This window comes from Ruegeria sp. AH3 (assembly GCF_056536265.1).
On the sequence record NZ_JBQFJL010000001.1, the window covers coordinates 1,188,509 to 1,214,254 of the forward strand.

The following is a 25,746-nucleotide window of genomic DNA, read 5'->3' on the forward strand; positions in this document are numbered from 1 at the left end:
AATATCAATGACTTACGGGAGGAAGTTATGAACCAAAGACCGGACCCAACCTTTTACCCATCGGCCAAACTGGCAATGGAGGGCCCAACCGAGACGTTGGCCTTCACGTTGATGCTCAGCCCCGATTTTTCGCAACCTGACGGGCTGGCCGTGGTGAATGTCGATCCGACATCGGATGACTATGGCAAGATCGTTCATCAGGTGATCATGCCGGAAAAAGGGGATGAATTTCATCACTTTGGCTGGAACGCCTGTTCATCAGCACTGTCACCGCTCAGCGGCCATGCATTTCTGGAACGCCGCTATCTGATCATTCCCGGCATCCGGTCTAGCCGCATCTACATCATCGATGTAAAAAACCCACTGGAAGCCAAGATCCACAAGATCATCGAGCCCGAGGAAGTCTTTGCCAAAACAGGCTATTCCCGGCCTCACACGATCCATTGCGGACCCGAAGGTATCTATGTCAGCACGCTTGGCGGCGGTGGAGAAGACGGAACCGATGGCCCTCCGGGTATTTTCATCATGGATTGTGAGAGTTTCGAGATCATCGGACGGTACGAGATCGAACGCGGCGTGCAGGACAAACATTATGATTTCTGGTGGAACCTGCCGCGCGACTACATGGTCAGCTCGGAATGGGGCCTGCCGCCGCAATTCGAGAACGGGTTGGTGGCTGAGGATCTATTGTCGAACAAATACGGCCACAGTATCCACTTCTGGAATCTGAGAAACCGCACCAACATCCAGACCATTGATCTGGGCGAAAACCATCAGATGGCGCTGGAAATCCGGCCTGCGCATGACCCGGTCAAGCAACACGGGTTCTGTGGCGTTGTTGTGGACACAACGAACTTGCAGGGGGCAATTTTCACTTGGTGGCGCAACGATGATGGTACGTTTGAAGCCAAGAAAACCATCACCATCGACCCGCAACCCGCTGATCCGGATGACTTGCCGGAACTGCTGAAAGGTTTTGCGGCCGTGCCGCCTCTGGTCACGGATATCGACCTCAGCCTCGACGACAAATACCTCTACGTCGCCTGTTGGGGCACCGGAGAAATGCATCAATATGATGTGTCAGACCCGACGAACCCTACGCTTGCGGGTAAGGTTGAAATCGGCGGGATCGTGAAGAAAACGAAACATCCCAACGGTCAGACCTTCGGCTACGGCCCGCAGATGGTGGAGATCAGTCGTGATGGCAAGCGCGTCTACTGGACGAATTCGCTCTACTCCACCTGGGACGATCAGTTCTATCCCGAAGAAGGAGGGGCGGCGATGGTCAAGGCGGATGTTGGTGAAAACGGTGGCCTAACGCTTGATCCCAAGTTCTGGGTCGAGTTCCCAAAAGGCTATCGCAGCCACCAGATTCGTCTTGAGGGTGGGGACTGCTCGACTGACAGCTTCTGCTACCCTTCAGTCTGACTTGGAGGTTCTGATGACATCAACGGCTGGCCTTTGGCTGGCCGTTGTTCTCAGTGGTGCCTATCACGGATTGAACCCCGGGATGGGTTGGCCTCTGGCCGTATCGTCCGCCCTGATGGAGCAACGGCAATCCGCCCTCTGGCGCGCCCTTGCTGCGCTTGCCGGAGGACATTTTCTGGCCATGCTGGGCGTCCTTTTGCCCTTCGCATTGATGGCCGTACTGGTTGATTACCAACGCGAAATCCGGATCGGCGCCGCCCTGATCGTGATCGCGATGGGGGCTTATATCGCCATCACCCGGCGCCATCCTCGCATGCTGTCCCGCATCCCGCCCGGCAGGCTGGCGCTCTGGTCCTTTCTGGTGGCGCTGGCCCACGGGGCTGCGCTGATGTTGGTGCCAATATATCTGGGCCTTTGCGGGCTGGATGAGCTGGATGCGGGCCATCGGGCAGTGTCTGAAATCATGACCACGAACGGGATACTGGTGCTTGCCGTTGCCGCGCTGCATACCGCTGCGATGGTACTTGGCGGGGGCATTCTGGCCTTTGCCGTCTATCGCTGGCTTGGCCTGCAATTCCTGTCGCGCAGTTGGTTCAATCTGGAACTGGTCTGGGCGCTGAGCCTGATTCTGGTCGGTGGTCTGGGACTGTGGTCGGCGATCTGATCAAATCCCATTTCTGTAAGGCCTTGTATCTTGGACAAAAACCGGTTTTGTCTGCCACCAAGACAGTCAGGAGGCATCGAGATGCAAAACAGCGCACGCCCAACCGAAATCCTTCGTCAAGGTCGATTGGAGCAATGGCAGGCGGCCACAACTCATGCCTTCACTCGCGAACTCGCAGCGGGCACCCTGCCCGCTGACAAGATGCGCTGGTATCTGCAACAGGATTATCAGTTCGTCGATGGTTTCGTACGTCTTCTGGCCAGCGCGATTGCGCATGCACCTAGCCTTGCAGACAGTGTGCCCGCGGCGCAATTCCTTGCGGTGATCACCGGGCCAGAAAACACCTATTTCTTGCGCGCGATGGAGGCTCTGGATACGGCGCCCATCGATCAGCCTGCGCCTGCGACATTGGCCTTCCAACAACTGATGGCCGAAGCCACCGCATCGGGCCGGTATGAGAACATGCTGGCGGTTCTGGTGGTCGCCGAATGGGTCTACCTCAGTTGGGCCACCCCGGTGAACCCACCAGCCCCGGACCTGCCGTTCTGGTTTGGCGAATGGATTACGCTACATGCAGGCGAGGGGTTCGAAGGTGTGGTCGCCTATTTGCGCGACCAGTTGGACAAGGTCTGGCCCACGCTGGATGCCGATGCGAAGACTGAGGTGACACGCCTGTTCCACCGTGCCGTCGAACTTGAACTGGAGTTCTTTGACGCCGCATACGCGGCCTGACAGAGGGGAATAAGATGGTCTCGGCGTTGAATATTCTTGCCGCAGTTCTGACGATCGGATTCGGCGCATTTGGCTTTCTGGCCCCTGCGTTCACCGCGAATGCGCTGGATCTGGCCCCTACCAACAGTACGATGGGCCTTAGCGAGATGCGTGCCTCGGTTGGAGGCTTGTTTGTGGTTACAGGCATCGCGGTTCTGTGGCTGAACCATCCGATGGCTTATGTGATGCTGGGCGTGGTTTATGCAGGTGCTGCGCTGGGACGGTTCGTCTCGGTGGCACTGGACAACCCTCCGCTGATCAAAGCGCTGACATTCGGGGGAATCGAACTGGTTCTGGCCCTTTGGTTGATCCTCGCAAACATGAACAAGACGGCGTAAGTTATTGGCTTTATTGTGCGCTGCAATCTTCAATCTGAGTTTGCATCGGGCCTGATCCTCACCTATATAAGACATGTCCTTCGGGACTATGGACATAAACGCGCTCGTAATAAGCGGATCGGACCCGGGGGCGGTACCCGGCGGCTCCACCAATAATCCTTCGTTTGGGGATCATGGGGCCGAAACAGGATCGACGAACGTCTAAAGGGGTTAGCTTTGTCTCGGCTGTCTGCCACCGTTATCGGCGAAACTAGTACAATTGCAAACGACAATCGTGCTCCGGTTGCAGTTGCTGCGTAAGCAGTAGCAAGACCGAAACTTAAGCCCTTGCGCCTAGCCGCGTAAGGCGGGGTTCGCAGGTACCTGGCAACAGAAACCTGCATTTTTTCCTCTTATGTCTATTTCTTGCTCAGAACTCACCCGAGATTCAGAGTTTATTCACTTCTCTGTTTCATCCTTTCGTCGGATGACAGGAGGTCGAGATGTCGAAATCAGACAAGTTGCGCGCGTGGTATTCTGAGGTCTGGGAAAAGGGAAACATCGACGCTATCGACCAATTCTTTGCCCCAGATACACTGGCCGAGGGGCTGATCCCCGAGATGCAGGTTGGCGCGGGTGATTTCAGGGATCTCGTAATGGCCTTTCGACATGTTCTTGGCGACATCTCGGTAGAGTTGCCAAAGATCATCGAAAACGGCGATTGGGTATCTGGTATTCTTCACGTTCGCACGTTCCGAGCTGATAATGGCGCTCCGCTTGAAGTGACCGGGCAAGTGATGGCGCGGTTCAAGGGTGATAAGATGGTCGAAGCCTACAACCAGTTTGACTTCATTTCGCTCTTTGAGCAGTTGGGGCAATTCCCTCAGGACACGTTGCCCGTCTGCATGACAGGCCAAAGACTAGACTGGGCCTGACGCAAGCCACCGCACGCTTGACCGCAACTGAGTTTCCGCGCTAGCAGAAAACGCGGGGTTGGCTTGCGGACACCCCATCAGATGGCAGGTCAAGTTCGCATGTATCCGAACCACGAAGGAGACATGCGATGGCTGCCACTGGGTCACAGGCACTGGCTCCGTCCATATTGGAACTGGTCCGAGTGTTCGGCCGTATCGGCCTTTTGTCCTTTGGCGGCCCTGCAGCGCAGATTTCCCTGATGCATCAAGAGCTTGTCGAGCGGCGCGCGTGGCTCGACGAACAGACCTATCTGCGCGCGCTATCGTTGTGCATGCTGCTGCCGGGCCCCGAAGCGATGCAACTCGCCACCTATGCAGGTTGGCGGCTGCGCGGCGTTGCCGGAGGTTTGGTCGCCGGCACCCTTTTCGTCCTGCCCGGTGCCTTGGTAATCGCGGTTTTGGTCGCGCTTTATGCCGCGTATGGCACGCTTCCGCTGGTGCAAGCCGGGTTTTTGGGCGTGAAAGCAACGGTCATTATCATTGTTCTGAAAGCGCTGCGAAATCTCTCGCGCAAAGCGCTAACAGATCGTGAACACCAAGTGATCGCCGCGCTCGGATTTCTGGGCATATTCGTCTTCAACCTGCCCTTCCCCTTGATTATCCTGTGCGCAGCGCTCTGGGGATATGCTACATCGAAGGACACTGCGCCGGTTCCGACCGGGCCGCGCCCCACGTCTTCCCACCCGATCCGAACCTGCATGATGTGGCTGCCCTTGTGGCTGGGTCCGCTGGTGCTTTTGGAACTGAGTGATCAGAATTTGCTCAGCGATCTTGGCTGGTTCTTCGCCAAGCTTGCCGTGGTCACGTTCGGCGGCGCCTATGCGGTTCTGGGGTATATGACCCAGACTGTGGTCGAGACATATCAATGGATCAGCACAGACCAGATGATCGATGCGCTGGGACTGGCTGAAACCACCCCCGGGCCCTTGATACTGGTGACACAGTTCGTCGCCATGCTCAGCGGTCAACTTGCCGGGGGCGCGGCATTAGCGCTGGCGGCAGGTGCGGTCGCTCTCTGGGCGACTTTTGTACCGTGTTTCTTATGGATATTCCTTGCGGCTCCACATCTGGAGCGAATCTCCGCTCGCCCACGCCTGGCAGCGGCGATGCATGGGATCACGGCTGCGGTTGTCGGAGTGATTCTCAACCTGTCCGTGTGGTTCGGTCTGAACGTGTTATTCGGCAATATCGTCGGGTGGGCTTGGGGGCCGGTTTCTCTTCCCTTGCCTTACCCAAACACGCTGAATTTCGATGCTCTGATCCTTACCTTGGCCGCTGGCGTGTTGATTTTCCGTTTGAAATCCGGTTTAGCCACCACATTGTTCTTAATGGTTCTGGCCGGAATCGGATTGCACTTTTTGTAATCAATGCAGCCCAGCACGGCCTTTCGTTTCCGTCCAAATCCCTTATGCTGAGACCAACCACTTTCGAAGGATCAATCATGTCGCAAGACATCGACTACGGGAATTTGATGCACACGGCCATGCGCGGCCTGATCAAGACCGTCCTGACGGGCGTGTCTGAACATGGCCTGCCCGGTGCTCATCATTTCTTTATCACGTTCGACACGCGGCAAGAGGGTGTCGAACTGGCTGACTGGCTGCGTGAACGGTATCCGGACGAGATGACAATTGTCATGCAGCACTGGTTCGAGAATCTTGAGGTCGGAGAAAACGGGTTTTCGATCACTCTGAATTTTGGTGACGCGCCGGAACCGCTGTATATTCCATATCTTGCCATCAAGACCTTCGTGGACCCTTCGGTCGAGTTCGGCCTGCGTTTTGAAAGCCCCGAAGATGAGGACGAGGCGGATTACCAGCCTTCCGAAGCTCCGATGAAGGTGGATGTGGAAGAGCCCGAGCCACATCATGATGCCGATGTGGTCTCGTTGGACAGCTTCCGCAAATAAGCTGCTTCAAACCCCGCCTAGTGCGGGGTTCATTCTTTTTTCAGGAAAGTCTCAACCGAGCGTGATTTCACGCCGTTCCGAAACCTGGAAAATGACAGATCCAAACCACCTTCGGCGAGGGTGCGGTCGAACTGTTGCAATTCGTAATCGCCCGTCTCTCCGATAAACAACGAGAATACGGTTAGCGTATCACCCTCGATCCGGCCCCAGACAAAGGGCTCTCCCTTCATCGGGTCCAGCGGCACTTCGTGACCGAACACATTTCGCTTCATAGCAGCGGAATACACATCAGGACGTTCAGTTGTCTGGAAATCGACCGAGTATTTCCCCTCTTTGACCCGCCCATCTTCCTTATAAGTTGTCGTCGTCCAGCTGATATTGAAACCGCCCCGTATTTCCTGAATCGAAACGCTCATATCCCGGGGCATGGACCTACCATCAGAATCAACCACATCGGCTGAACCGACGTAATCCCCGACAAATGGTTTGATGGTGTTAGCCAAAGCATGCGGCGCCAGCAGCGCCAGGAAAGTCGTCACGACGAGGGCGAATATGATCCCGTATAGGGCCGATCCAAAAACTGTCACGCGCATAGCTGCCTCCGTCGCGAGTCTTCTTTCCATTCTAACTCTAGCCCGCCCGTGTACAATGGCACTGTTTTCGCTAACAGAAATTATTTGAGCGGGTGCCTCATCTATACCTTTGAACAGTCGATGTTTAAGGTGCGCGCAACTGGCCGATTGCGTCACGACACCGCTCGGGCTAAACGGCATACAACCGCATACCAGACGGAGTGACAGATGTCTCAGACCCGCACCGAATCCGACAGCTTTGGCCCGCTTGAGGTTCCTGCTGACAAGTATTGGGGCGCTCAAACGCAGCGTTCGATCATGAACTTTCCCATTGGTTGGGAAAAGCAACCCGTCGCCATCGTGCGTGCGCTGGGCGTGATCAAGAAAGCCTGCGCGATGGAAAACAAGGCCATCGGCAAGCTGGACGCCAATATCGCCGATGCAATCATTCAGGCCGCTGGTGAGGTGATCGAGGGCAAGTTCGACGACAACTTCCCGCTGGTCGTTTGGCAAACCGGATCCGGTACCCAGTCGAACATGAACTCGAATGAGGTCATTGCGAACCGCGCTATCGAAATTATGGGCGGCGTGATCGGCTCGAAAGACCCGGTGCATCCGAACGATCACTGCAACATGGGCCAGTCGTCGAACGACACCTTCCCCACCGCCATGCATATCGCCACTGCTGTCAGCGTGCGCGACGTGTTGCTGCCCGGCCTGACCAAATTTGTGGAGGCGCTTGAGAAAAAGGCCGCTGAGTTCGCTGGTATCATCAAGATTGGCCGCACACACACCCAAGATGCAACGCCGCTGACGCTGGAGCAGGAATTCGGAGCATATGCCCATCAGATCCGTCAGGGTATCGCTCGGGTCGAGGCCGCGATGCCTGGCATCTATGAGCTTGCTCAGGGCGGCACCGCCGTTGGCACCGGTCTGAACACCCATGGTGGCTGGGACGAAGCCGTCGCTGCCAATATGGCTGAAATCACCGGCCTGCCCTTCGTGACCGCTCCGAACAAATTCGAGGCTTTGGCGGCGCATGACGCCATGGTTTTCCTGTCGGGTGCTTTGGCGACCATCGCTGGTTCTTGCTACAAGATCGCCAATGACATCCGCCTATTGGGTTCTGGCCCGCGTTCGGGACTGGGTGAGCTAATCCTGCCCGAGAACGAGCCGGGTTCGTCAATCATGCCGGGCAAGGTCAACCCGACTCAAGCCGAGGCGCTGACGCAGGTGGCTGCCCACGTCATGGGTAATGATGCTGCAATCAAATTCGCGGGCTCACAGGGTCACTTCCAGTTGAATGTCTACAACCCGATGATGTCCTATAATCTGTTGCAATCGATCCAGTTGCTGGGTGATGCCACTGACAGCTTTACCGAGCGGATGTTGCTGGGCATTCAGGCCAACGAGCCGCGCATTGACAAGCTGATGAAGGAATCGCTGATGCTGGTCACTGCACTGGCTCCGACGATCGGTTACGACAACGCAACTACGGTCGCCAAGACCGCGCACAAGAACGGCACCACCCTCAAGGAAGAGGCGATTGCGCTGGGCTTTGTGGACGAAGCGACGTTTGACGCAGTCGTGCGTCCTGAACAGATGATCGGCCCGAAAGACTGATGGGTAAGCCGGTCAATCTGAACCGGTATCGAAAAGAAAAGGCGCGGGCCGACAAGAAGGCCCGTGCAGACCAAAACTCTGTGGCTTTCGGTCGAACCAAGGCCGAGAAAGAGGTGGTGAAGCTGCAGCAGGACAAGCTGAAGCGGGACCTCGACAATCACGAGCTGGATGAATGAGCGGCCGCCCGGTCAAACGCTCGCTGACCCTCAAAGGTCATCGCACATCAGTATCCCTTGAGGATGAATTCTGGCGGGCATTCCGTGACATAGCCGAAGAAAAAGATCAGGCAATCAACGCTCTGGCCGCCGAGATTGATGTAGAGCGTGATCCGGAAACCGGTCTCGCTTCGGCTATTCGGGTTTTTGTTCTTAATTGGTATCGAACCCGCGATTGACGCTTGTCACACACTTTCCAGAGCGTATAGCTTATGAAGGAACAAAAAGGGTACATTGTCATGAGCAAAACTGTTACCGGACCCGATGGCCAACCGCGCTGCGCCTGGTGTCAGGCCGCGCCCGAGTTCTTTAACTATCACGATGAAGAATGGGGCCATCCGGTTGCGGATGACCAGCGATTGTTCGAGAAACTGTGCCTCGAGAGTTTTCAGTCAGGCCTAAGCTGGCGGACGATCCTGAATAAGCGAGAGAACTTTCGCAAAGCCTTTAGTAACTTTAATTTCAACAAGATGGCTACGTTTTCTGAAGCAGATGTTGAACGTCTTCTGCAAGACAGTGGCATCATACGGCACCGTGGCAAGATCGAAGCGGTGATCAACAACGCCCGTCGCGCGCAAGAGTTGATCAAGGCCGAGGGCTCTCTGGCCGCTTATGTCTGGCGGTATGAGGCCGAAACGCCTCCGCCGCCGCAAACGGCATCAACCTCACCGGAATCCATCGCAATGTCGAAGGATCTGAAGAAACGGGGGTGGAAGTTCGTCGGCCCCACCACGGTCTTTGCCTTCATGCAGGCCATGGGTCTGGTCAATGACCACGCCGAAGGGTGCATCGGACGTAAAAAAGCGGCGCAGTTGCGCCGCTCTTTCACCAAACCTGTCTGAAGATCAGATCGAGGCGCGATAAATCTTTTCGATATTGCTGCCCAACGCGGCATTGAACTCTGCATCCGACTGCTGCTTGGACAGGCCTTCGGTTAGCGCGCGGGAGAATGAGGCGATCATCTTGCCGTTCTGATCCAGCAAATCACACGCTTGTTCGGTCGAATATCCGCCCGACAACGCGACCACGCGCAGAACACGCGGGTGATCTGCCAGCGCATCATAGAGGTTTACCTGACTCGGGATAGTCAGTTTCAGCATGACCTCCTGTCCCTCGGCCAGTTGATCGAGGTTTTTTAGGATCTCGGCTTTCAGAATATCCTCAGCCTCAGCTTTGGTTTCCGAGTGGATGTTCACCTCGGGCTCGACAATCGGCACCATGCCCGCATCTGTCACAACACGCGCCACTTCGAACTGTTGCGCGACAACCGCGGCGATACCTTCGGCGTTGGCCTCATGAATGACCGAACGCTCTTTGGTGCCGAATACGCCTTCTGCCTTGGCAAGCGTTTCGGCTAGACCCGGGATCGGTTTCATCATTTGAACGCCATTGGCCTGATCTTCAAGACCCTTGTCGATCTTCAGGAACGGCACGATCTGCTTGGCCGACCAAAGGTAATCCGCGACCTTCTTCCCATCAATTTCTTCACCAAGAGTCCGTTCGAACAGGATCGCACCGATCACCTTCTGACTGGTGAAGTCATCGGCCAGAATGATGCGCGCACGCATTTTCTGGATTTCACCGAACATTTCTTCGTCTGAGCTGTAGTCCGACGCCTCAACGCCATAAAGCGCCAGCGCCTTAGGTGTCGAACCCCCGCTTTGGTCCAGTGCTGCAATAAATCCTGCGCCTTCGGACATCTGTGCGCGCTGTTCTGCCTTGGACATAACTCATTCCCGTTCAATATGATTCCGTATTTGTCCTCCGCATACAGCAAGCCGTCGGACGATGGTAGTTTGTTAGCGCTCAACCAGCCGTAACCAAATACCGTCTTTCGAGCGGACCGTCAGATGCGCGACCGGTATGGGCGTTTTGCCCTCGATTGTTTCGAAGCGAAAACGCCGTAGCAGAATCGACAGGATCAGTGGGCCTTCAATCATGGCAAAGCCCGCACCTGTGCAGACCCGTGGCCCGGCGGAAAACGGGATATAAGCCTCTCGCAGGCATGTTCGACCATTTTCAGTGGCCCAACGAGCAGGATCGAAATCGTCGGGGTTGTCCCACAGGCGCTCCTGCCGGTGCAGGTGCCATGGGCTGATCACGATCTGCGCGCCCTTCGCAATATCCCGGTCGCGGAAGCGTTCCGGGCCTGTCGTCTCACGCACCATCATGGGTACAGGCGGGTAGAGTCGCAGCGCTTCACGAAACGCGTCTCGGCTGAGCCTCAGCTTCGACATCACGGCAAAATCGTCGATATTGACCGCCTGCGCCTCGTTTGCGACCTTCTCTTGCCAATCAGGATAAAGCGCCATGAGATAGAGCGTCCAAGCCAAGGCCGAAGCACTGGTTTCGTGCCCTGCAAGAAAGAAGATTGCCACCTGATCGATCATTTCTTCGGTGCCAAAACAAGCGCCTGTCTCCGGGTCGGGCGTCGTCATGATCTTCGTCGCGAGGTCATCCGGAGCGTTACCCGCAGAGATCGCGTTCGCACGTTCCGCTGTCAGACGACCAATCAGTGTCCGGATTTCCCGCGCCGTCTCCCGGGTTCGGCGCACATGAAACCGAGGCATCCAACGTGGCAGCGGAATAAACGCGGCCAGATTCAGCAGCGGTTGCGCACGTTGATAGGTGCGGAACTTGTCAAAAACCTGCGTTGCGACCTCATGCTCAATCGGGACCGAGAACAGGGTGCGAAAGATCACATCGGCAGCAACGTGGCTGGTGATCTCTTCGCATTCCACCACCTGACCGGCCTGCGCGGTCAATCTATCGACACAAGCCTGCGCCGCATCGACCATGGCCGGAAAACTGTCTTTCAGCCGCCCGCCCTCGAACGCCGGGTCGATGATCCGCCGCTGACGCTTCCATGTTTCTCCATTGGTCAGGAAAACCGATTGCCCCAACAACGGACGCAGCCCTTCGCTGATACGCTCGGATTTGGGGAAATCGTCTGGCCGGTCTTTCAACACGGTTCGGATCAGATCGGGCTGGTTGATCATGTAAGACCGAAAGAACGGCGTTTTGAATTCGGCCATCCAAGCGCGGTAGAGCCTTTGTGGCTGAGCTGACAACAGATCCTTTCGGAACAGGCGCATGTACTGCCAGAGAGATACCTTGTCGGGGCGCGCCTGTGGCTTCGGTGGTCTCATGCGCGCACCGAAGTGTATTTCGAGGTTGGTTTCTCGATACGTGATTGTGAGGGTGTGCGGTCCCTAAACCGGTTCGCCAAGGTCCTGGGGCCTGCGGTAATACGGAAATAGTCATAATCTCCGGGCCGATCGAATGCGCCGAGATATTGAAAATGCAGACGGAAGAATCGCCATCGTAACTGCTTCCAGCGTTCAGCGGACAGGGTCTGGGTGAAGGCGGCTGACAACACCAGAGGCCCGCGCTTCTGAGATGTCGCGACACCACTGACGGCAACCGGATCGCATAACGCGAATGCGCAGCCATCCCCCGGAGCTGAGACATCGACCCATGTCAGATCAGGGTGCTCTGATAGATAACGCAGGTCCGAACGTAACCCGCTGGCATCTGGCAGAAAGGACACCATCGGTACAACCTGCCCCAATGTCAGGAAAGATAATGCAGGACCGTCGCTTGGAATCTTCTGGCCCCGCAACAGCTCTGCCAGTACCGAGATACCCAGATGGGCTCCTGAACTGTGGCCTACAACCAGAACCTCATCCACATCGGCCTCAAGGGCGTCTGAGATCAGGTTGGAAAATTGCCTCAGCCGTTGTTTCATTTCTGGCGCATACGAGCCCCGCAGGCGCGCTGAATGCGCGTAGTCATGCATCAGGTAATAGGCAAACAACCGATTATCGAGCTTCCGAAACCAGAGCAGTAGCGCATAGGCGACCCCAATCGCAGGCAACAGTCCCCACCCCCCGATCAGTGGATGCAGCGCAGCGGACAGACCCCAGGCAAACCCCAGAGCGGCGATCAGTTGCAACAACAGCATACCGACGGGATAAAGCGCTGCGATCACCGGGCCTTTGCGCAACTGCATCAAGCGCCAAAGTGTTCCCGTCGAGATATAAATCCAAGCAGTGCGAGCAAGCTGCAGATAGGTCGCAGGGATTGAGCGCGCCATGCTCTGGCGCACGATATCGGTCCATACCAGCACATCGACCACCGCCGCGACCGTGGCCCCTTCCTGTTCCGAATGTATCTGCCAACCATAAAGGTCATTCCCGGTTCGCCCGCGGATCGAGATTTCATATCCCGAAATCGCAGCCTGGGCCTGGCCTTCGGTGCGGTAAAGCTCACGATAGCGGCGCGGATGAATCGGGTCGTAGCCGGGAATATAGAACACCCGGCGTTTGCGCACTTCTGGATGGGGTTGTTGACTGCTCATTGACCCGGCCCTCTGCCGCGCAGATTAGCGCAGAGCGGCAAGCGGTGTAAGACCCGCCGTCGCGACATCCACGTTTAGCGCCAGAGGGTTAACCGAACGTGGCCAGAACCGGGAAAGTTTCCAGCAGCCACCAGCTGAATTCGGTGAACAGACCTGTAATCAGCATAATACCCACGAACAGCAGTAGCCCGCCCATCACCTTCTCAATAGTCGCCATATGCGGTTTGATCCGGTTCATCACAGCCATCGAGCGGTTCAGGAACATTGCCGCCAGCAGGAAAGGAATTCCCAAGCCCGCCGCATAAACACCCAGCAATAGGGTGCCCCGCGCAACCGAGGCTTCGGATGCAGCCAGCGATAGAATTGCACCCAGCTGAGGCCCAATGCAGGGCGTCCAGCCGAACGCAAAGGCAAGGCCAAGAATATAGGCACCGAAGACCGAACCACCGGAATCCCCGGTCTCAACCCGCGCTTCACGATCCAATAGTGGGATACGGAAGACGTTCAGAAAGTGCAGTCCGAAAACGATGACCACCGCACCTGAGAGCTTGGCGAAAAGCACCTGATTTTGCAGAACAAACGCCCCGAAGGCAGAAGCAGTAAAACCAAGCAGCAGGAAAACCGTCGAAAGACCCAAAACAAAGAACAGTGCCGACAGGGTCGCCTTGCGGCGTGCGCGCGCCTCGTCCTTCATCTCGTTGATCGAAACGCCGCTCATATATGCCAGATATGGTGGCACAATCGGCAACACACAGGGCGATAAAAAGCTGATCAAACCGCCGAGCATGGCGATGAACATGGCGGGCAGAAGCCCCGCGTCGATGATATCTATTCCGAACATGGAATAGCACATATGGTATCAGATCGATTTCGTCACGGGGCCATTCAGTCACATCCTCGTGGTTGCACGCTGGACAGCATCGCGCGTTGGAAATATCTCAATCCCATGACTGATGAGACCGAAACACTCGACGCGTTGGGGCTGTTGTGCCCGTTGCCCGTACTGAAAGCGCGAAAACGGCTGAAATCCCTACCCGCCGGAGGGTTGCTGCGCGTGCTTGCCGATGATCCGGCGGCCATCATCGACGTGCCGCATTTCTGCAGTGAGGCCGGGCATACGCTGGTTTCGCAGGGCACGACGAATGGATACCAGGTTTATCTGATCCAAAAATCCGGTTGATCAAAAAGAAAAAGGCGGACCTGATGGCCCGCCCTTTCGATCACTGCCCCAGTGACCACCAACCGCGCCTTTTCGGCTTGGCCGGGGTTGGCTCGGGCTCTTCCGCAACGGTTTCAAGAACAGGTTCCGGTGTTTCTTCCGCAGGAGCTTCCTCGGTCGCGACTTCCGGTTCAGGCTCAGCAACCTCGGCTGTTTCTGCCTCGGGGGCTGCTTCGGGTTCCGACACGTCGTCTGCGACGGCTTCTGGTTCCGGCTCCACTGCGGCGCTCTCAGTTGCCGCATCCTGCTCCTCAGCTGCCACTTCAGCAACCTCTGCCTGGGTCGGCTCAGGCTCGGAAGTGCTCTCTTCTGCGGCAGGCTGAACCTCCTCAGAAGCGTCCGCTTCGACCTCTTTCTTGCGACGACGCGGAGCACGGCGCTTCTTAGGCTTCTCAGCCTTCTCCGCCGCTTCGACAGCAGGCTCTTCTTCGACTGCTTTTTCCTCAGCGGCTGCATCGTCATTCGCAACATCCGACGCGACAGCATCATCCGCGTTGTCGTCCGAAGTCTCGGCGCCACCCTCTGCGGCCTCAGCATTGCCAGAGCTTTTCTTCCGACGCCGCCGACGCCGCTTGCGCTTGGGTTTTGCTTCTTCTTCGGACTGTACGTCGGTCTCTTCGACGGCTTCTTCCTCTTCCGAGGCATCCACCATGTCCATCAGCGAGGCATCAACCGAAACTACAGGTGCCGTCGCCTCAGGCACCACACGGCTGGCGGTCTTGAATTTCTCCATCGAGAAATCAGGGCTGACCAGATGCACGTCGCCCTCGATCCGAACCGACAGGCCATAGCGTGCCTCGATCTGCGCGATATGTTCGCGCTTCTGGTTCATCAGGAAGTTCGCAATGCTGACCGGGCAGCGCACCAGAACCTCACGCGAACGGCGGCGGGTGCCTTCCTCTTCGATCTGGCGCAGGATCGACAACGCCATGTTGTCGTCCGAACGGATCAGGCCGGTGCCATGACAGGCCGGGCACGGCTGTGTGGTGGCCTCGATCATGCCGGGGCGCAGACGCTGGCGGCTCATCTCAAGCAGGCCAAAGCCTGAAATCCGGCCCACCTGAATGCGTGCACGATCAGTCTTCAGTTTGTCTTTCAGTCGCTTCTCGACGGCCGCGTTGTTCTTGCGTTCGTCCATATCGATGAAATCGATGACGATAAGACCGGCCAAATCGCGCAGACGCAGCTGACGCGCAACCTCTTCAGCAGCTTCAAGATTGGTCTTGAGCGCGGTTTCCTCGATCGAACCTTCCTTGGTCGCCCGACCCGAGTTCACGTCAATCGCCACCAGCGCTTCGGTTACGCCGATCACGATATAGCCGCCAGATTTCAGCTGGACCGTCGGGTTGAACATCCCCGCCAGATAGCTTTCCACCTGGTAGCGTGCAAAGAGCGGCAGCGCGTCCTCATACCGTTTCACGTTCTTGGCGTGGGACGGCATGATCATCTTCATGAAGTCCTTGGCAATGCGGTAACCGCCCTCGCCTTCAACCAGAACCTCATCAATATCACGGTTGTACAGGTCGCGGATCGACCGTTTGATCAGATCGCCTTCCTCATAAATCTTCGCAGGCGCGATGGATTGCAGCGTCAGCTCGCGGATTTGCTCCCACATGCGCTGCAGGTATTCATAGTCGCGCTTGATTTCGGATTTCGTCCGCTTGGCCCCAGCCGTACGCACGATAAGACCCGCGCCGGTCGGTACGTCAATTTCAGCGGCAATATCCTTGAGTTTCTTCCGATCTGCCGCGTTGGTGATCTTGCGGCTAATCCCGCCGCCACGTGCCGTGTTTGGCATCAGCACACAATAGCGGCCAGCCAGCGACAAATAGGTGGTCAGCGCAGCACCTTTATTGCCACGCTCTTCCTTGACGACCTGCACCAGCAGAACCTGGCGCACTTTGATCACTTCCTGGATCTTGTAACGACGCGGGCGCGGCTTGCGCGGAGGACGAATGTCTTCGCTATCATCTTCATCCGCTACGGATTCGATTGAGTCGTCTTTCGACGCTGCATCGGTGCTTTTGCCTTCTGCCTCGTCATCTGCATCCGGATCGTCGTCAGAAACCTTTGCCTCTTCAACATCAGAATCGGCCTCGACCTCTTCCGAGGCGACATCCCCGGCTACTTCCTCTGCTTCGGCAGGAGCTTCTTCTTCCGCGTCAGCGGTCTCATCAACGGCCTCAGCAGACTGTTCTGCCTCTTCTGATGTGGCATCCTCTACCGGCGCTTCCTCAGCCGCAGGCTCGACACTATCGCTGGGCTCTTCTACCGGAGTTTCGGCAACAATCTCCATCGGCGATGTCCCCTCAGGCACATCGGCTTCTTCACTGTCATCCAGATCAATAGTTTCCATGCCAGTCGGCTCAGAGGAAACCTCCAGCGTCTCGACCGGATCGTCCGATTTCACATCGGCAGCTTTGGACCGCGAGCGCGACCGGCGCTTTTTCGGTTTTGCTTCTTCGGCCTCGTCGCGCGCCTTCATGGCCTCAGCATAGGCGCGCTCTTCCTCCATCAGCGCCTCGCGGTCAGCGACGGGGATCTGATAATAGTCCGGGTGAATTTCCGAGAAGGCCAGGAAACCATGACGATTTCCGCCATAATCCACAAAGGCCGCCTGCAGAGACGGCTCGACCCGAGTTACTTTTGCAAGATAGATGTTGCCAGCAAGCTGGCGTTTGTTTTCGGATTCAAAGTCAAATTCCTCAACCTTGTTTCCGTCGACCACCACAACGCGGGTTTCCTCCGCATGGGTGGCATCGATAAGCATTTTCTTAGCCATGTGTCCTTGGTGCACCGCGCCAAACGCGTTGTCCTGACCCGTCCAGGCGGACAGGCGCTTTTGGGGAGGTGTCTTGTACGGGCGATATCGGACGGCGCGCGGCAGGGTCTGGCGCATTGGCCCCCTGCCCGTATACTCAATCGTTGCGCGCGCGTCATCGCGGTTCTTCTCCGACAGGCGCGTCTCGACGCGGCCCGCCCATTTATTCCTTTCGCCCGAATTTACGGGCTCAGGCGTTCATCTGCCCCAACCAGGGCACAATCGGTCTGCCGTGCCGCGCGGGATCGATCCTCACCATCAGCTCAGCAGCGAAACTCAAAATAACGGGGCTTGCAGGCACAAATGCCCGGCCCGTCTGCTCACAATAAAAGCAGTCCTGTGGAAAAGACAATGGGCAAACTGCACGACACTGCCCTCAAGCGCCACTGGATCCCTTCATCTGGCCATAAATATCTCGGGGGTGAATTGAACCGAAGGCTCAAGAGGGGGCTGGCCCCCTCACGACCCTTACAAATAGTCCGAACGCTGCAGCCCGTATTTGGCCATCTTCTCGTTCAACGTCCGGCGCGGCAGGCAAAGCTCATCCATCACCGACGCGATTGAGCCCTTGTGACGCCGCATGGTATTATCGATCAGCATCCGTTCGAAGGCTTCGACATATTCCTTCAGCGGCTTGCCCTCAGTCGTCATTACCGGCTGCATTTCCTCATGATCGGACATCAGCAGCGAAGCAATCGTCCCCGAGCCGCGTCGTGACTGCAGCACAGCGCGTTCCGCGATGTTGATCAACTGACGCACGTTCCCCGGCCACGGTGCCTGCAACAGCTGTGCCGCCTCCTGAGCGCTGACCTGAGGTGAATCACAGCCGTATTCCTCGGCGAACTGCTCGCTCAAACGCGTGAACAACGTCAGAATGTCTTCACCGCGCTGACGCAAGGGCGGCATCGTGATGCGCAACGCCGCAAGGCGATAGAACAGGTCCGGTCGCAGAACATCCTCGGAGGTTTTGCCCGCTTCCTGCAGGTTCGAAATCGCCACGATCCGCGTTTCTGCAGGCGTCCCCTGCTCATTCATAACACTTAGCAAACGCGCCTGCAGCGTGTCACTCAGCGCTTCGACATCTTCGAGGACCAGCGTACCGCCACGCGCCTCTTCGATGGCAGGCAATTGGGTGTCCTCGGGCAACATCGGACCGAACAGGCGTTTCGACAACGCTTCCTCTTCCAGCGCAGCACAAGAGACCAACACAAATTTCTTTCCAGCGCGGCTGCCAACCGCGTGCAGCGCGTGGGCCACCAACGTTTTGCCGGTCCCGGTTTCCCCATCAATCAGGACATGGCCGTCCGCCTGCCCCAAATCCAGAATATCCTCGCGCAGCCGTTCCATGACTGGGCTAGCCCCGATCAGCTTGTTCATGATCTGCGTACCACCCGACAGCTCGCGCCGCAGGGCACGGTTGTCCAAAGTCAGACGCCGCGCATTACTGGCGCGTTTGGCCAGTTCAGACATCCGGTCAGGGTTGAAGGGCTTTTCGAGGAAATCGAACGCCCCGACGCGCATCGCCTCAACAGCCATAGGAACGTCGCCATGACCTGTGATCATGATCACCGGCAGCGTGCTGTCCGCCCCCATCAGCTTTTTCAGCAATTGAATGCCATCCATCCCAGGCATCTTGATGTCCGAGATCACGATTCCCGGATATTCGGGCCCGAGCACCTTGAGCGCATCCTCAGCGCTGGCGAAAGTTTCGGTGTCATATCCCGACAGAGCCAGCCATTGGCTGATCGACTGGCGCATGTCCTGTTCATCATCCACGATGGCGATTTTCATGGCCTGTGCCATAGTCATTTCCTTTATTCCGCGGCCTCAAGGCCGTCGCTTCCCAGATTGGGCAATTGCATCTCAAACACCGCGCCGCCCTGTTGGCCGTTGCGCGCGGTCAGCCGTCCGCCATGGTCGTTCACGATCCCGGACGAGATGGCAAGCCCCAGACCCACGCCGTCTCCTGGGCGCTTGGTCGTGTAGAACGGTTCAAACAGGTTCTCGATATCCTCGATCCCGTGACCATTGTCGCGCACGGTCAGTATGGCCGTGTCGCCCGCGGCGAGGATGATCTCGACATCCGGTTCCTGCACAGATTTGGTGGCGTCCAGCGCATTGCGCAAGAGATTGACCATAACCTGTTCGATCCGCATCCGATCTCCCATCACTATAACAGGTTCTTCGGGCAAAATCTGCGTGATCTTAACATGCCGCTGGCGCAGCTGCGGTTCCATCATCGATAGGCTTGATGCCAGCGCTTCGCCAAGGTTTACAGGCGAAAACGCATCCGCGCCCTTACGCGCATAAGATTTGAGCTGGCGCGTGATTGCCCCCATCCGTTCGATCAGCCCGTCGATGCGGCCAAAGCTGGCCAGCGCCTCTTCGGGCCGGTTCCGACGCAGCAACAGACGCGCGCCCGCAAGATAGGTTTTCATCGCAGCCAGCGGCTGGTTCAACTCGTGACTGACCGCCGCAGACATCTCACCGAGCGCCGCCAATTTCGAGCTTTGCGCAAGAGTTTGCTCGGCAACTTCCAGCGTCTTTTCAACGCGTTCCCGCTCAGCAATTTCCCGCTGCAGCCTTACGTTCAATGCGCGAAGCTCCGCCGACTCGCGTTGGAACAAAGTCATGCGTGACGTGGCCCTACGGCTGAGCGCATAGAAAGCCAGCGCCAGAAGAATCGCAAACGCCATGATTTCCAGCGCCAGAACGCTATTCACCTTCTCCCGTATCGAGGAATAGGTGGTAAACGACATCATCTGCCATCCTCGGAAGGGAATACGGGTCTCCATCCGCATCACCGCCTCGCCCTGCAGATACGCGTCGGGCGGCAACGCATTCCAGTCCGTTGTAGCTCGGATCGCGCGCTGTATCGCACTTTGCGGAGGTTGCCGCAGGATAGCGGTGCTTTCGTCCAGACCACGCCATTGAGGTTCCGTCGAAAGAATAATTGTTCCGGTACTGTCCGTAACCATCACCGCATCCGAAATCCCGGCCCAGGCGCGTTCGAATTTTTGAAGGTCTACCTCAACCACGATCACGCCAAGGATTTCGGAATTGGCCTCGATCCGGCGCGAATAGGTAAAACTGTAACCGCCTGCTTCGCGCGGAATCACCGAAAATATGGTGGCGTTGGAGCGCATCGCGTCAATGAAATAAGGAGAACTGCGATGTCCCTCGCCCAGCCGATTCCGCTCGGTCGCCGCCCGTGTCAGCCCGTCCCGATCCAGCAGAAAGATTGAGGCCGCCCCGATCTCTTCAACAAAAGAGATCAGGCGTTGGCTGGACAACGTATAATCACTGGATTGAAGCGCCGAGATCAGCGTCGGGTCCCGCGCAAGCAATTGCGGCACAATCGAGTTGCGCCGCAGTTCACTCAGCAGGTTGCCGGAATACAGCGTCAGGCGCAGTTCGGCGCGGTTGCGTGTGGATTCCGTAAAGCGGTCGGTCAGAAGGCTGTTGGTGATCCATACCGTGGCGACGGTCGCAATCAGCAACAGGAAGACGGCAAGGCGCAGTCGCCAGCCCATAGGCGACCCGCGCAGCCGATTCAAAAATCCAGCGCTGTGTGGTTGATCTTCCGCACTCATCCTTTGACGCTACGCGTCCCGACCGATCACCTCAAGTCACGCTGGTGCCAGCACCCCTGCCAATGCGCGGAAGAGCGCCGTCCCATCGGTGCCTCCGTGGCCTGAATCCGCCGCCCTTTCAGGATGCGGCATCATCCCCAACACGCGACGGTTGTTTGACAAAATGCCTGCGATATCGTCACGCGAACCGTTGGGATTGTCGGCATATGTAAAGGCGATGCGGTCCTGATCTTTCAGCGCCGCCAGAGTCTCATCATCAGCGAAATAATTGCCGTCATGATGCGCAATCGGAATGTCGATCACATCCCCGGCATTGTAGCCTTCGGTGAAAGCACTGTTGCTGGTTGCGACTTTCAGACCGATTGTCTTGCAGATGTATTTGAGACCCGCGTTCCGCAGCAGCGCGCCCGGCAGAATGCCGGTTTCGGTCAGGACCTGAAAACCGTTGCAAATACCTACTGCATAGCCACCCCGTTCGGTATGAGCGGCCAATGCCTTGCAGATCGGCGATTGCGCGGCAATCGCGCCACAGCGCAGGTAATCGCCATACGAGAAGCCCCCCGGCACGCCGACAATATCGACGCCCTCAGGCAGTGTGGCGTCTTTGTGCCAGACCATATCAACCGAGAACCCGGCCTGTTCGAAAGCAACGGCAAGATCGCGGTCACAGTTGGACCCGGGGAAAACGATGACGGCTGCGCGCATGGCGGACCCTCCTAAGAGACAAAGTCAGTGATAACGGCAACACCCGGAGGCGTTGGATGGTCAAAGGCGGCAAGCTCAGCGCTTGCTTGATTCAGTGTGATTTGACGCGTGACCAGCGGGCTCAGGTCGACCCCTCCGCCTGCGATCAACGACAGAAGCGACGGATAGCGCCAACTGGGCATGCCGCGTGTTCCGTAGACGGACAATTGACCGGAATAGAGAACATCCATCGGCAGAGCCATTGTGGTGTGATCGCCAGCAGGCATACCGATCTGCACCATCCGGCCCAGTTTGCGCAGTGAACGCATGGCGGATACGGTTGTGACCTCGATGCCCAGAGCCTCGATAGCAACGTGTGCGCCACCGCCCGTCAGGTCTTTGACCGCTTGTGGCGCGTCACAGGTGGCCGCGTTGACCACTGCGTCTGCGCCAAGGTTTTTTGCATAGGCCAGCTTGTCGTCTGCAATGTCGACCACAATCACGCGAGCGCCTAACGCTTTGCCCAGCAGCAGCAGCGAGTTACCGACCCCTCCGCCACCGAAGACGGCCAGCCATTCCCCGCCCTGTATCTGCGCCCGACCGACCAAGGCCTGCCACGCGGTCGTCACCCGGCATCCCAGCGCCGCCGCAATCTCAGGAGCCAATGTGTCAGGCAGAGCGGTCAGATTCGCATCTGCATGGGCAACCGAAATGAATTCGGCGAAGGCACCATCACAGGTGAACCCCGGAACAACTTGATCGGAGCAGATCGTCTGATGGCCCTGCGCACAATCGGAACAATGCCCGCAGGCCAGAATGAAAGGTGCAATCACCCGATCCCCGACGCGCCACCGGCTGACCCGGCTGCCGACCGCGACAACTTCGCCGCAGTACTCATGGCCTGGGATCATCGGCAGGACAACATCCGGGTCCGAACCGGACCATGCGTGCCAGTCAGAGCGGCATACGCCACAAGCCAGAACCCGCACGACAACGCCATCCTCCGCCGGTTCCGGGTCAGGAACCGTCGTCACCTCAAGCGGCTGTCGATAAGAGATCAGACGCGCGGCCCGCATGCCCTTAGACCAGTTCGATCTCGTAGCGTTCGATGACCGTGTTGGCCAACAGCTTTTCGCACATCTCGGTCACGTCAGCCTCGGTCGCACCTTCGGCGAGTTCCAGATCGATGACCTTGCCCTGACGCACACCTTCGACCTGATCAAAACCCATTGCACCCAATGCGTGACGCACAGCCTCGCCCTGCGGGTCCAGAACCCCGTTCTTGAGCATCACATGCACACGTGCCTTCATGTTCGAAAACTCCAGTCGTGGACCGCTCTCCGGTCCGTTTCGTTGCGTGCGGGATATCCCGCTTGGGTCTGTCGGACAACCCTGCCTCAAGGGGCAGGATCAGTTGATCAGGGTCGGCTTGGTTACATTGCTTTTCGGCAGAACGCCAAGGCGGCGTGCGACCTCGGAATAGGCGTCGGTCAAGCTGCCCAGATCGCGCCGGAACACGTCCTTGTCCAGCTTCTGGCCGGTTTCAATGTCCCACAAACGGCAGCTATCGGGGCTGATCTCATCCGCGACGATGAGGCGCTGATAGTCGCCTTCAAAAACCCGGCCGATCTCGATCTTGAAATCAACCAGACGGATACCGACGGCCAGCATCACGCCGCTCATGAAATCATTCACGCGCAGCGCGAGGCTGAGGATATCGTCCATGTCCTGCTGGCTGGCCCAACCGAAGGCCGCAATGTGTTCTTCGGTGACCAGCGGATCACCCAAAGCATCATCCTTATAGCAATATTCAACGATCGGGCGCGGCAGCTGCGTACCTTCTGCAATGCCCAGACGTTTGGACATAGAGCCAGCGGCATAATTGCGCACGATCACTTCCAGCGGAACGATCTCGCAATTCCGGACCAGTTGCTCGCGCATGTTGAGGCGGCGGATGAAGTGGTTCGGAATGCCGATCTGTGTCAGGCCGGTCATGAAGAATTCGCTCAGGCGGTTGTTCAGAACCCCCTTACCGTCGATGACATCTTTCTTTTCGGCGTTGAACGCGGTGGCGTCGTCCTTGAAGTACTGCACGATGGTGCCCGGCTCGGGGCCCTCATACAGAATCTTTGCCTTACCTTCGTAAATCTTCTTGCGACGCGCCATGAGCGACCTTTCCAGGCTGAAGAAAGGGAATGAGTCCCTTCACGTTGGCGCCCTCATAGTGCAAGCCCCGCGTTCTCGCAAGTTCGCTACCCCGAGGGCCTTTGACGCAGCGCAAATACCTTGCGCCCCGGGTGTCGTATTGTCATATCATCAGAAAGAAATCGTAATCCAAGGGGTCCCCAACCAATGACCACATTCGACGAACGTGAAGCCGCGTTTGAAAGCAAATTCGCCCATGACGAAAAGATGCAGTTCATCGCACGTATGCGCCGCAATCGATTTATGGCGGTTTGGGCGTCGACGCTGAAGGGCGAAACCGTTGAACAGGCACGGAAATACGGCGAGGTATTGGTCCATGCCGATCTGCAGAATGTCAGCGAAGACGATGTTGTCGAGGCGGTCAAGGGCTATCTTGGCGATCTCGCAGACGAGGCCAAGATCCGTTCGAAAATGGCAGAACTTCTTGTCGAAGCCAAAGAACAGGTGATGGCAGAAGCCGAACACTGATGGCCTGAAAATGCAATACTCATGATCTTCATGAGTTTTATGAGTTTGATTTGACGCCCCGGTCGTGAGACACGGGGTGTCTCACATTTTTTGGGCTCAAGCCCCTATTTTTTGGAATTCCCAAATGACAAACGCGCTCAGCAAGCTTCTGGAAACGGTCGATGTCATCCTTGCGGATGGTGCGACTGGCACCAACCTGTTCAACATGGGCCTGCAATCCGGCGACGCGCCCGAGCTGTGGAATGTCGATGCGCCCGACAAGATCCGCGCGCTGTATCAGGATTCGATCGATGCAGGCAGTGATCTATTCCTGACCAACACATTCGGCGGCACTGCGGCGCGGCTGAAATTGCATGACGCTCAGGGTCGCGTGGCTGAGTTGAACCGTATCGGTGCGGAACTTGGCCGTGAGGTCGCAGACAAGGCAGGCCGCCCCGTGATCGTGGCGGGTTCGGTCGGCCCGACCGGAGAGATCATGGAACCCGTTGGCAGCCTGACCCATGCGGAAGCGGTCGAGATGTTCCACGAACAGGCCGAGGCACTGAAAGCCGGTGGTGCCGATGTGCTGTGGCTTGAGACCATTAGCGCGCCGGAAGAGTTCCGCGCCGCAGCCGAGGCCTTCGCACTGGCCGATATGCCCTGGTGCGGCACCATGAGCTTTGACACTGCCGGTCGCACGATGATGGGCGTGACCTCATCCGATCTGGCGACAATGGTTGAAACTCTGCCTAATCCGCCTTTGGCCTTCGGTGCCAATTGCGGAACGGGTGCTTCGGATATTCTGCGCACCATCCTGGGATTTGCAGCGCAGGGTACCGAGCGTCCCCTGATTTCCAAGGGAAATGCGGGTATCCCGAAATATGTGGACGGGCACATCCACTATGACGGTACACCCGAGCTGATGGGGCAATACGCTGCGATGGCCCGTGATTCAGGCGCGACCATTATCGGCGGCTGCTGCGGTACGATGCCTGCGCATCTGCGCGAGATGCGCAAAGCACTGGACACGCGACCGCGTGGCAATCGCCCAACTCTGGATGAGATCACGCTGGCGCTCGGCCCGTTCACCTCTGCCTCGGACGGCACCGGGGACGACGCCGCGCCAGAACGGCGTACTCGTCGTCGTCGCCGGGCATAATGTGACGATCAGCGTCCCTCGAACTTCGCGGGGCGCTTTTCAAGGAAAGCAACGACTCCTTCGGCAAAGTCGCGCGTGCGTCCGCATTCACCTTGCAGATGCGCCTCAGCCGCCAGTTGCTGCGGCAGAGTGTTGTCGTAGGTGCCCCGAATTGCCTGTTTGATCGCACGGAAACCTGCGGTCGGGCCGTTGGCCAGATAGGCAGCCCTTTTACGCCAATGCGCATCAAACTGATCATCCGCCACGGCTTCCCAGATCAGACCCCACTCATCCGCTTGTCGCGCGCTGATCTTGTCAGCAAACAACGCCGCGCCCATCGCCTTGGCAAACCCCATCTGGCGCGGCATGAACCACGTGCCACCGGCATCGGGCAACAGACCGATCCGGGCAAAGGCCTGCAGGAAATAAGCGCTCTCAGTCGCGATCACCACATCCGCGCACAGTGCCAGATTGGCCCCTGCCCCTGCCGCCGGCCCGTTGACAGCGGCGATGGTTGGAACCGGACAGTCGTAGACTGCTTCAAGCATCGGCTCATACTCATCCCGCAAAGCGCGTTCCAGATCGATCGAACCTGTGCTTGAGGCGTCTCCCAGATCCTGACCGGAACAGAAGGCAGGCCCCGCACCAGTCAGAACGATAGCGCGCGCCTGCCGTGCGGCCTCTTTCATGGCATAAGTAACTTCAGCCCGCATCTGAGTGGTCAGTGCGTTCATTTTGTCCGGCCGGTTCAGTGTCAGAACCGCCAGATCATCTGCAATCTCCAATTGGACTGCTTTGTATTCCAT

The 25,746-nt window shown here is 57.4% G+C and carries 27 protein-coding genes and 1 other RNA gene; 15 read left to right on the forward strand and 13 right to left on the reverse strand.

Annotated features, from left to right (window positions below; all coding sequences use genetic code 11):
* Positions 1–27: 27 nt before the first annotated feature.
* The 8 genes from ACR3EM_RS05900 (at position 28) to ACR3EM_RS05935 (ending at position 6,063) form a co-directional block, all read left to right on the forward strand.
* The gene (locus tag ACR3EM_RS05900; RefSeq protein WP_480469873.1) at positions 28–1,428 is read left to right on the forward strand and encodes a selenium-binding protein SBP56-related protein; all 1,401 of its coding nucleotides are present in this window, start codon (positions 28–30) and stop codon (positions 1,426–1,428) included.
* Positions 1,429–1,441: 13 nt separating this feature from the next.
* The gene (locus tag ACR3EM_RS05905) at positions 1,442–2,092 is read left to right on the forward strand and encodes a hypothetical protein (protein ID WP_480469874.1); all 651 of its coding nucleotides are present in this window, start codon (positions 1,442–1,444) and stop codon (positions 2,090–2,092) included.
* 81 nt (positions 2,093–2,173) lie between these two features.
* Complete coding sequence (locus ACR3EM_RS05910; RefSeq protein ID WP_480469875.1) at positions 2,174–2,824, forward strand: TenA family protein; 651 nt, start codon at positions 2,174–2,176, stop codon at positions 2,822–2,824.
* 14 nt (positions 2,825–2,838) lie between these two features.
* Positions 2,839–3,201, forward strand: a complete 363-nt coding sequence (locus ACR3EM_RS05915; protein ID WP_480469876.1) for a DUF4345 family protein — start codon at positions 2,839–2,841, stop codon at positions 3,199–3,201.
* A gap of 36 nt (positions 3,202–3,237) precedes the next feature.
* Positions 3,238–3,585, forward strand: a transfer-messenger RNA (tmRNA) gene (gene ssrA / locus ACR3EM_RS05920).
* A gap of 98 nt (positions 3,586–3,683) precedes the next feature.
* Entirely contained in the window at positions 3,684–4,115 is a 432-nt protein-coding gene (locus ACR3EM_RS05925; protein WP_480469877.1) for an ester cyclase, read from the forward strand.
* 128 nt (positions 4,116–4,243) lie between these two features.
* Positions 4,244–5,518: a chromate efflux transporter gene (gene chrA, locus ACR3EM_RS05930; protein WP_480469878.1), complete on the forward strand. Its 1,275-nt coding sequence runs from the start codon at positions 4,244–4,246 to the stop codon at positions 5,516–5,518.
* 77 nt (positions 5,519–5,595) lie between these two features.
* Positions 5,596–6,063: an SspB family protein gene (locus ACR3EM_RS05935; RefSeq protein ID WP_480469879.1), complete on the forward strand. Its 468-nt coding sequence runs from the start codon at positions 5,596–5,598 to the stop codon at positions 6,061–6,063.
* Positions 6,064–6,092: 29 nt separating this feature from the next.
* Here the strand turns inward: ACR3EM_RS05935 and ACR3EM_RS05940 are convergent, their stop codons facing one another.
* Positions 6,093–6,656: a hypothetical protein gene (locus ACR3EM_RS05940; protein ID WP_480469880.1), complete on the reverse strand. Its 564-nt coding sequence runs from the start codon at positions 6,654–6,656 to the stop codon at positions 6,093–6,095.
* 207 nt (positions 6,657–6,863) lie between these two features.
* On the opposite strand from ACR3EM_RS05940, the gene fumC reads away from it, so the two are divergent.
* From fumC to ACR3EM_RS05960, 4 genes are read left to right on the forward strand one after another with little or no spacing between them, the layout of a single operon-like run.
* Positions 6,864–8,258 (forward strand): class II fumarate hydratase, encoded by a 1,395-nt coding sequence (gene fumC / locus ACR3EM_RS05945; protein WP_480469881.1) that lies wholly within the window; start codon positions 6,864–6,866, stop codon positions 8,256–8,258.
* Positions 8,258–8,434, forward strand: coding sequence for a DUF4169 family protein (locus ACR3EM_RS05950; protein WP_480469882.1), 177 nt, complete (start codon positions 8,258–8,260; stop codon positions 8,432–8,434). Before fumC ends, ACR3EM_RS05950 begins: the two co-directional genes overlap by 1 nt.
* Positions 8,431–8,652 carry a ribbon-helix-helix domain-containing protein gene (locus ACR3EM_RS05955; protein WP_480469883.1) on the forward strand — a complete coding sequence of 74 codons (222 nt, stop codon included), beginning with the start codon at positions 8,431–8,433 and terminating at the stop codon, positions 8,650–8,652. Before ACR3EM_RS05950 ends, ACR3EM_RS05955 begins: the two co-directional genes overlap by 4 nt.
* Positions 8,653–8,712: 60 nt before the next feature.
* Positions 8,713–9,315 carry a DNA-3-methyladenine glycosylase I gene (locus ACR3EM_RS05960; RefSeq protein ID WP_480469884.1) on the forward strand — a complete coding sequence of 201 codons (603 nt, stop codon included), beginning with the start codon at positions 8,713–8,715 and terminating at the stop codon, positions 9,313–9,315.
* Between the two features lie 3 nt (positions 9,316–9,318).
* On the opposite strand, the gene ACR3EM_RS05965 is transcribed toward ACR3EM_RS05960, so the two are convergent.
* The 4 genes from ACR3EM_RS05965 to ACR3EM_RS05980 form a co-directional block, all read right to left on the reverse strand.
* Positions 9,319–10,200, reverse strand: a complete 882-nt coding sequence (locus ACR3EM_RS05965) for a fructose bisphosphate aldolase (protein ID WP_480469885.1) — start codon at positions 10,198–10,200, stop codon at positions 9,319–9,321.
* Between the two features lie 72 nt (positions 10,201–10,272).
* On the reverse strand, positions 10,273–11,622 hold the full coding sequence (locus ACR3EM_RS05970; RefSeq protein WP_480469886.1) for a cytochrome P450: 1,350 nt from the start codon (positions 11,620–11,622) through the stop codon (positions 10,273–10,275).
* Positions 11,619–12,833: a hypothetical protein gene (locus ACR3EM_RS05975; RefSeq protein WP_480469887.1), complete on the reverse strand. Its 1,215-nt coding sequence runs from the start codon at positions 12,831–12,833 to the stop codon at positions 11,619–11,621. The genes ACR3EM_RS05970 and ACR3EM_RS05975 overlap by 4 nt, the downstream gene beginning before the upstream one ends.
* 88 nt (positions 12,834–12,921) lie before the next feature.
* On the reverse strand, positions 12,922–13,674 hold the full coding sequence (locus tag ACR3EM_RS05980) for a cytochrome c biogenesis CcdA family protein (protein WP_480469888.1): 753 nt from the start codon (positions 13,672–13,674) through the stop codon (positions 12,922–12,924).
* A 105-nt stretch (positions 13,675–13,779) separates the two neighbouring features.
* Here ACR3EM_RS05980 and ACR3EM_RS05985 point away from each other — a divergent pair, with 105 nt between their 5' ends.
* Entirely contained in the window at positions 13,780–14,013 is a 234-nt protein-coding gene (locus tag ACR3EM_RS05985) for a sulfurtransferase TusA family protein (protein ID WP_480469889.1), read from the forward strand.
* Between the two features lie 40 nt (positions 14,014–14,053).
* Here the strand turns inward: ACR3EM_RS05985 and ACR3EM_RS05990 are convergent, their stop codons facing one another.
* The 7 genes from ACR3EM_RS05990 to purC form a co-directional block, all read right to left on the reverse strand.
* Positions 14,054–16,834 carry an Rne/Rng family ribonuclease gene (locus tag ACR3EM_RS05990; protein ID WP_480471898.1) on the reverse strand — a complete coding sequence of 927 codons (2,781 nt, stop codon included), beginning with the start codon at positions 16,832–16,834 and terminating at the stop codon, positions 14,054–14,056.
* A gap of 507 nt (positions 16,835–17,341) precedes the next feature.
* Positions 17,342–18,676 carry a sigma-54-dependent transcriptional regulator gene (locus tag ACR3EM_RS05995; protein ID WP_480469890.1) on the reverse strand — a complete coding sequence of 445 codons (1,335 nt, stop codon included), beginning with the start codon at positions 18,674–18,676 and terminating at the stop codon, positions 17,342–17,344.
* Positions 18,677–18,687: 11 nt separating this feature from the next.
* A complete protein-coding gene (locus tag ACR3EM_RS06000) occupies positions 18,688–20,466 on the reverse strand; it encodes a sensor histidine kinase (RefSeq protein ID WP_480469891.1) in 1,779 nt (592 codons plus the stop codon).
* Positions 20,467–20,502: 36 nt separating this feature from the next.
* Entirely contained in the window at positions 20,503–21,171 is a 669-nt protein-coding gene (purQ, locus tag ACR3EM_RS06005) for a phosphoribosylformylglycinamidine synthase subunit PurQ (RefSeq protein ID WP_480469892.1), read from the reverse strand.
* 11 nt (positions 21,172–21,182) lie between these two features.
* The gene (locus tag ACR3EM_RS06010; RefSeq protein ID WP_480469893.1) at positions 21,183–22,226 is read right to left on the reverse strand and encodes a zinc-dependent alcohol dehydrogenase family protein; all 1,044 of its coding nucleotides are present in this window, start codon (positions 22,224–22,226) and stop codon (positions 21,183–21,185) included.
* 4 nt (positions 22,227–22,230) lie between these two features.
* Positions 22,231–22,461, reverse strand: a complete 231-nt coding sequence (gene purS / locus ACR3EM_RS06015) for a phosphoribosylformylglycinamidine synthase subunit PurS (protein WP_170374301.1) — start codon at positions 22,459–22,461, stop codon at positions 22,231–22,233.
* A gap of 99 nt (positions 22,462–22,560) precedes the next feature.
* Entirely contained in the window at positions 22,561–23,316 is a 756-nt protein-coding gene (gene purC / locus ACR3EM_RS06020; protein WP_480469894.1) for a phosphoribosylaminoimidazolesuccinocarboxamide synthase, read from the reverse strand.
* A gap of 186 nt (positions 23,317–23,502) precedes the next feature.
* Here purC and ACR3EM_RS06025 point away from each other — a divergent pair, with 186 nt between their 5' ends.
* A complete protein-coding gene (locus ACR3EM_RS06025) occupies positions 23,503–23,823 on the forward strand; it encodes a DUF1476 domain-containing protein (protein WP_480469895.1) in 321 nt (106 codons plus the stop codon).
* Between the two features lie 124 nt (positions 23,824–23,947).
* A complete protein-coding gene (gene bmt, locus ACR3EM_RS06030) occupies positions 23,948–24,961 on the forward strand; it encodes a betaine--homocysteine S-methyltransferase (RefSeq protein WP_480469896.1) in 1,014 nt (337 codons plus the stop codon).
* Positions 24,962–24,969: 8 nt separating this feature from the next.
* On the opposite strand, the gene ACR3EM_RS06035 is transcribed toward bmt, so the two are convergent.
* Entirely contained in the window at positions 24,970–25,746 is a 777-nt protein-coding gene (locus ACR3EM_RS06035) for an enoyl-CoA hydratase-related protein (protein ID WP_480469897.1), read from the reverse strand.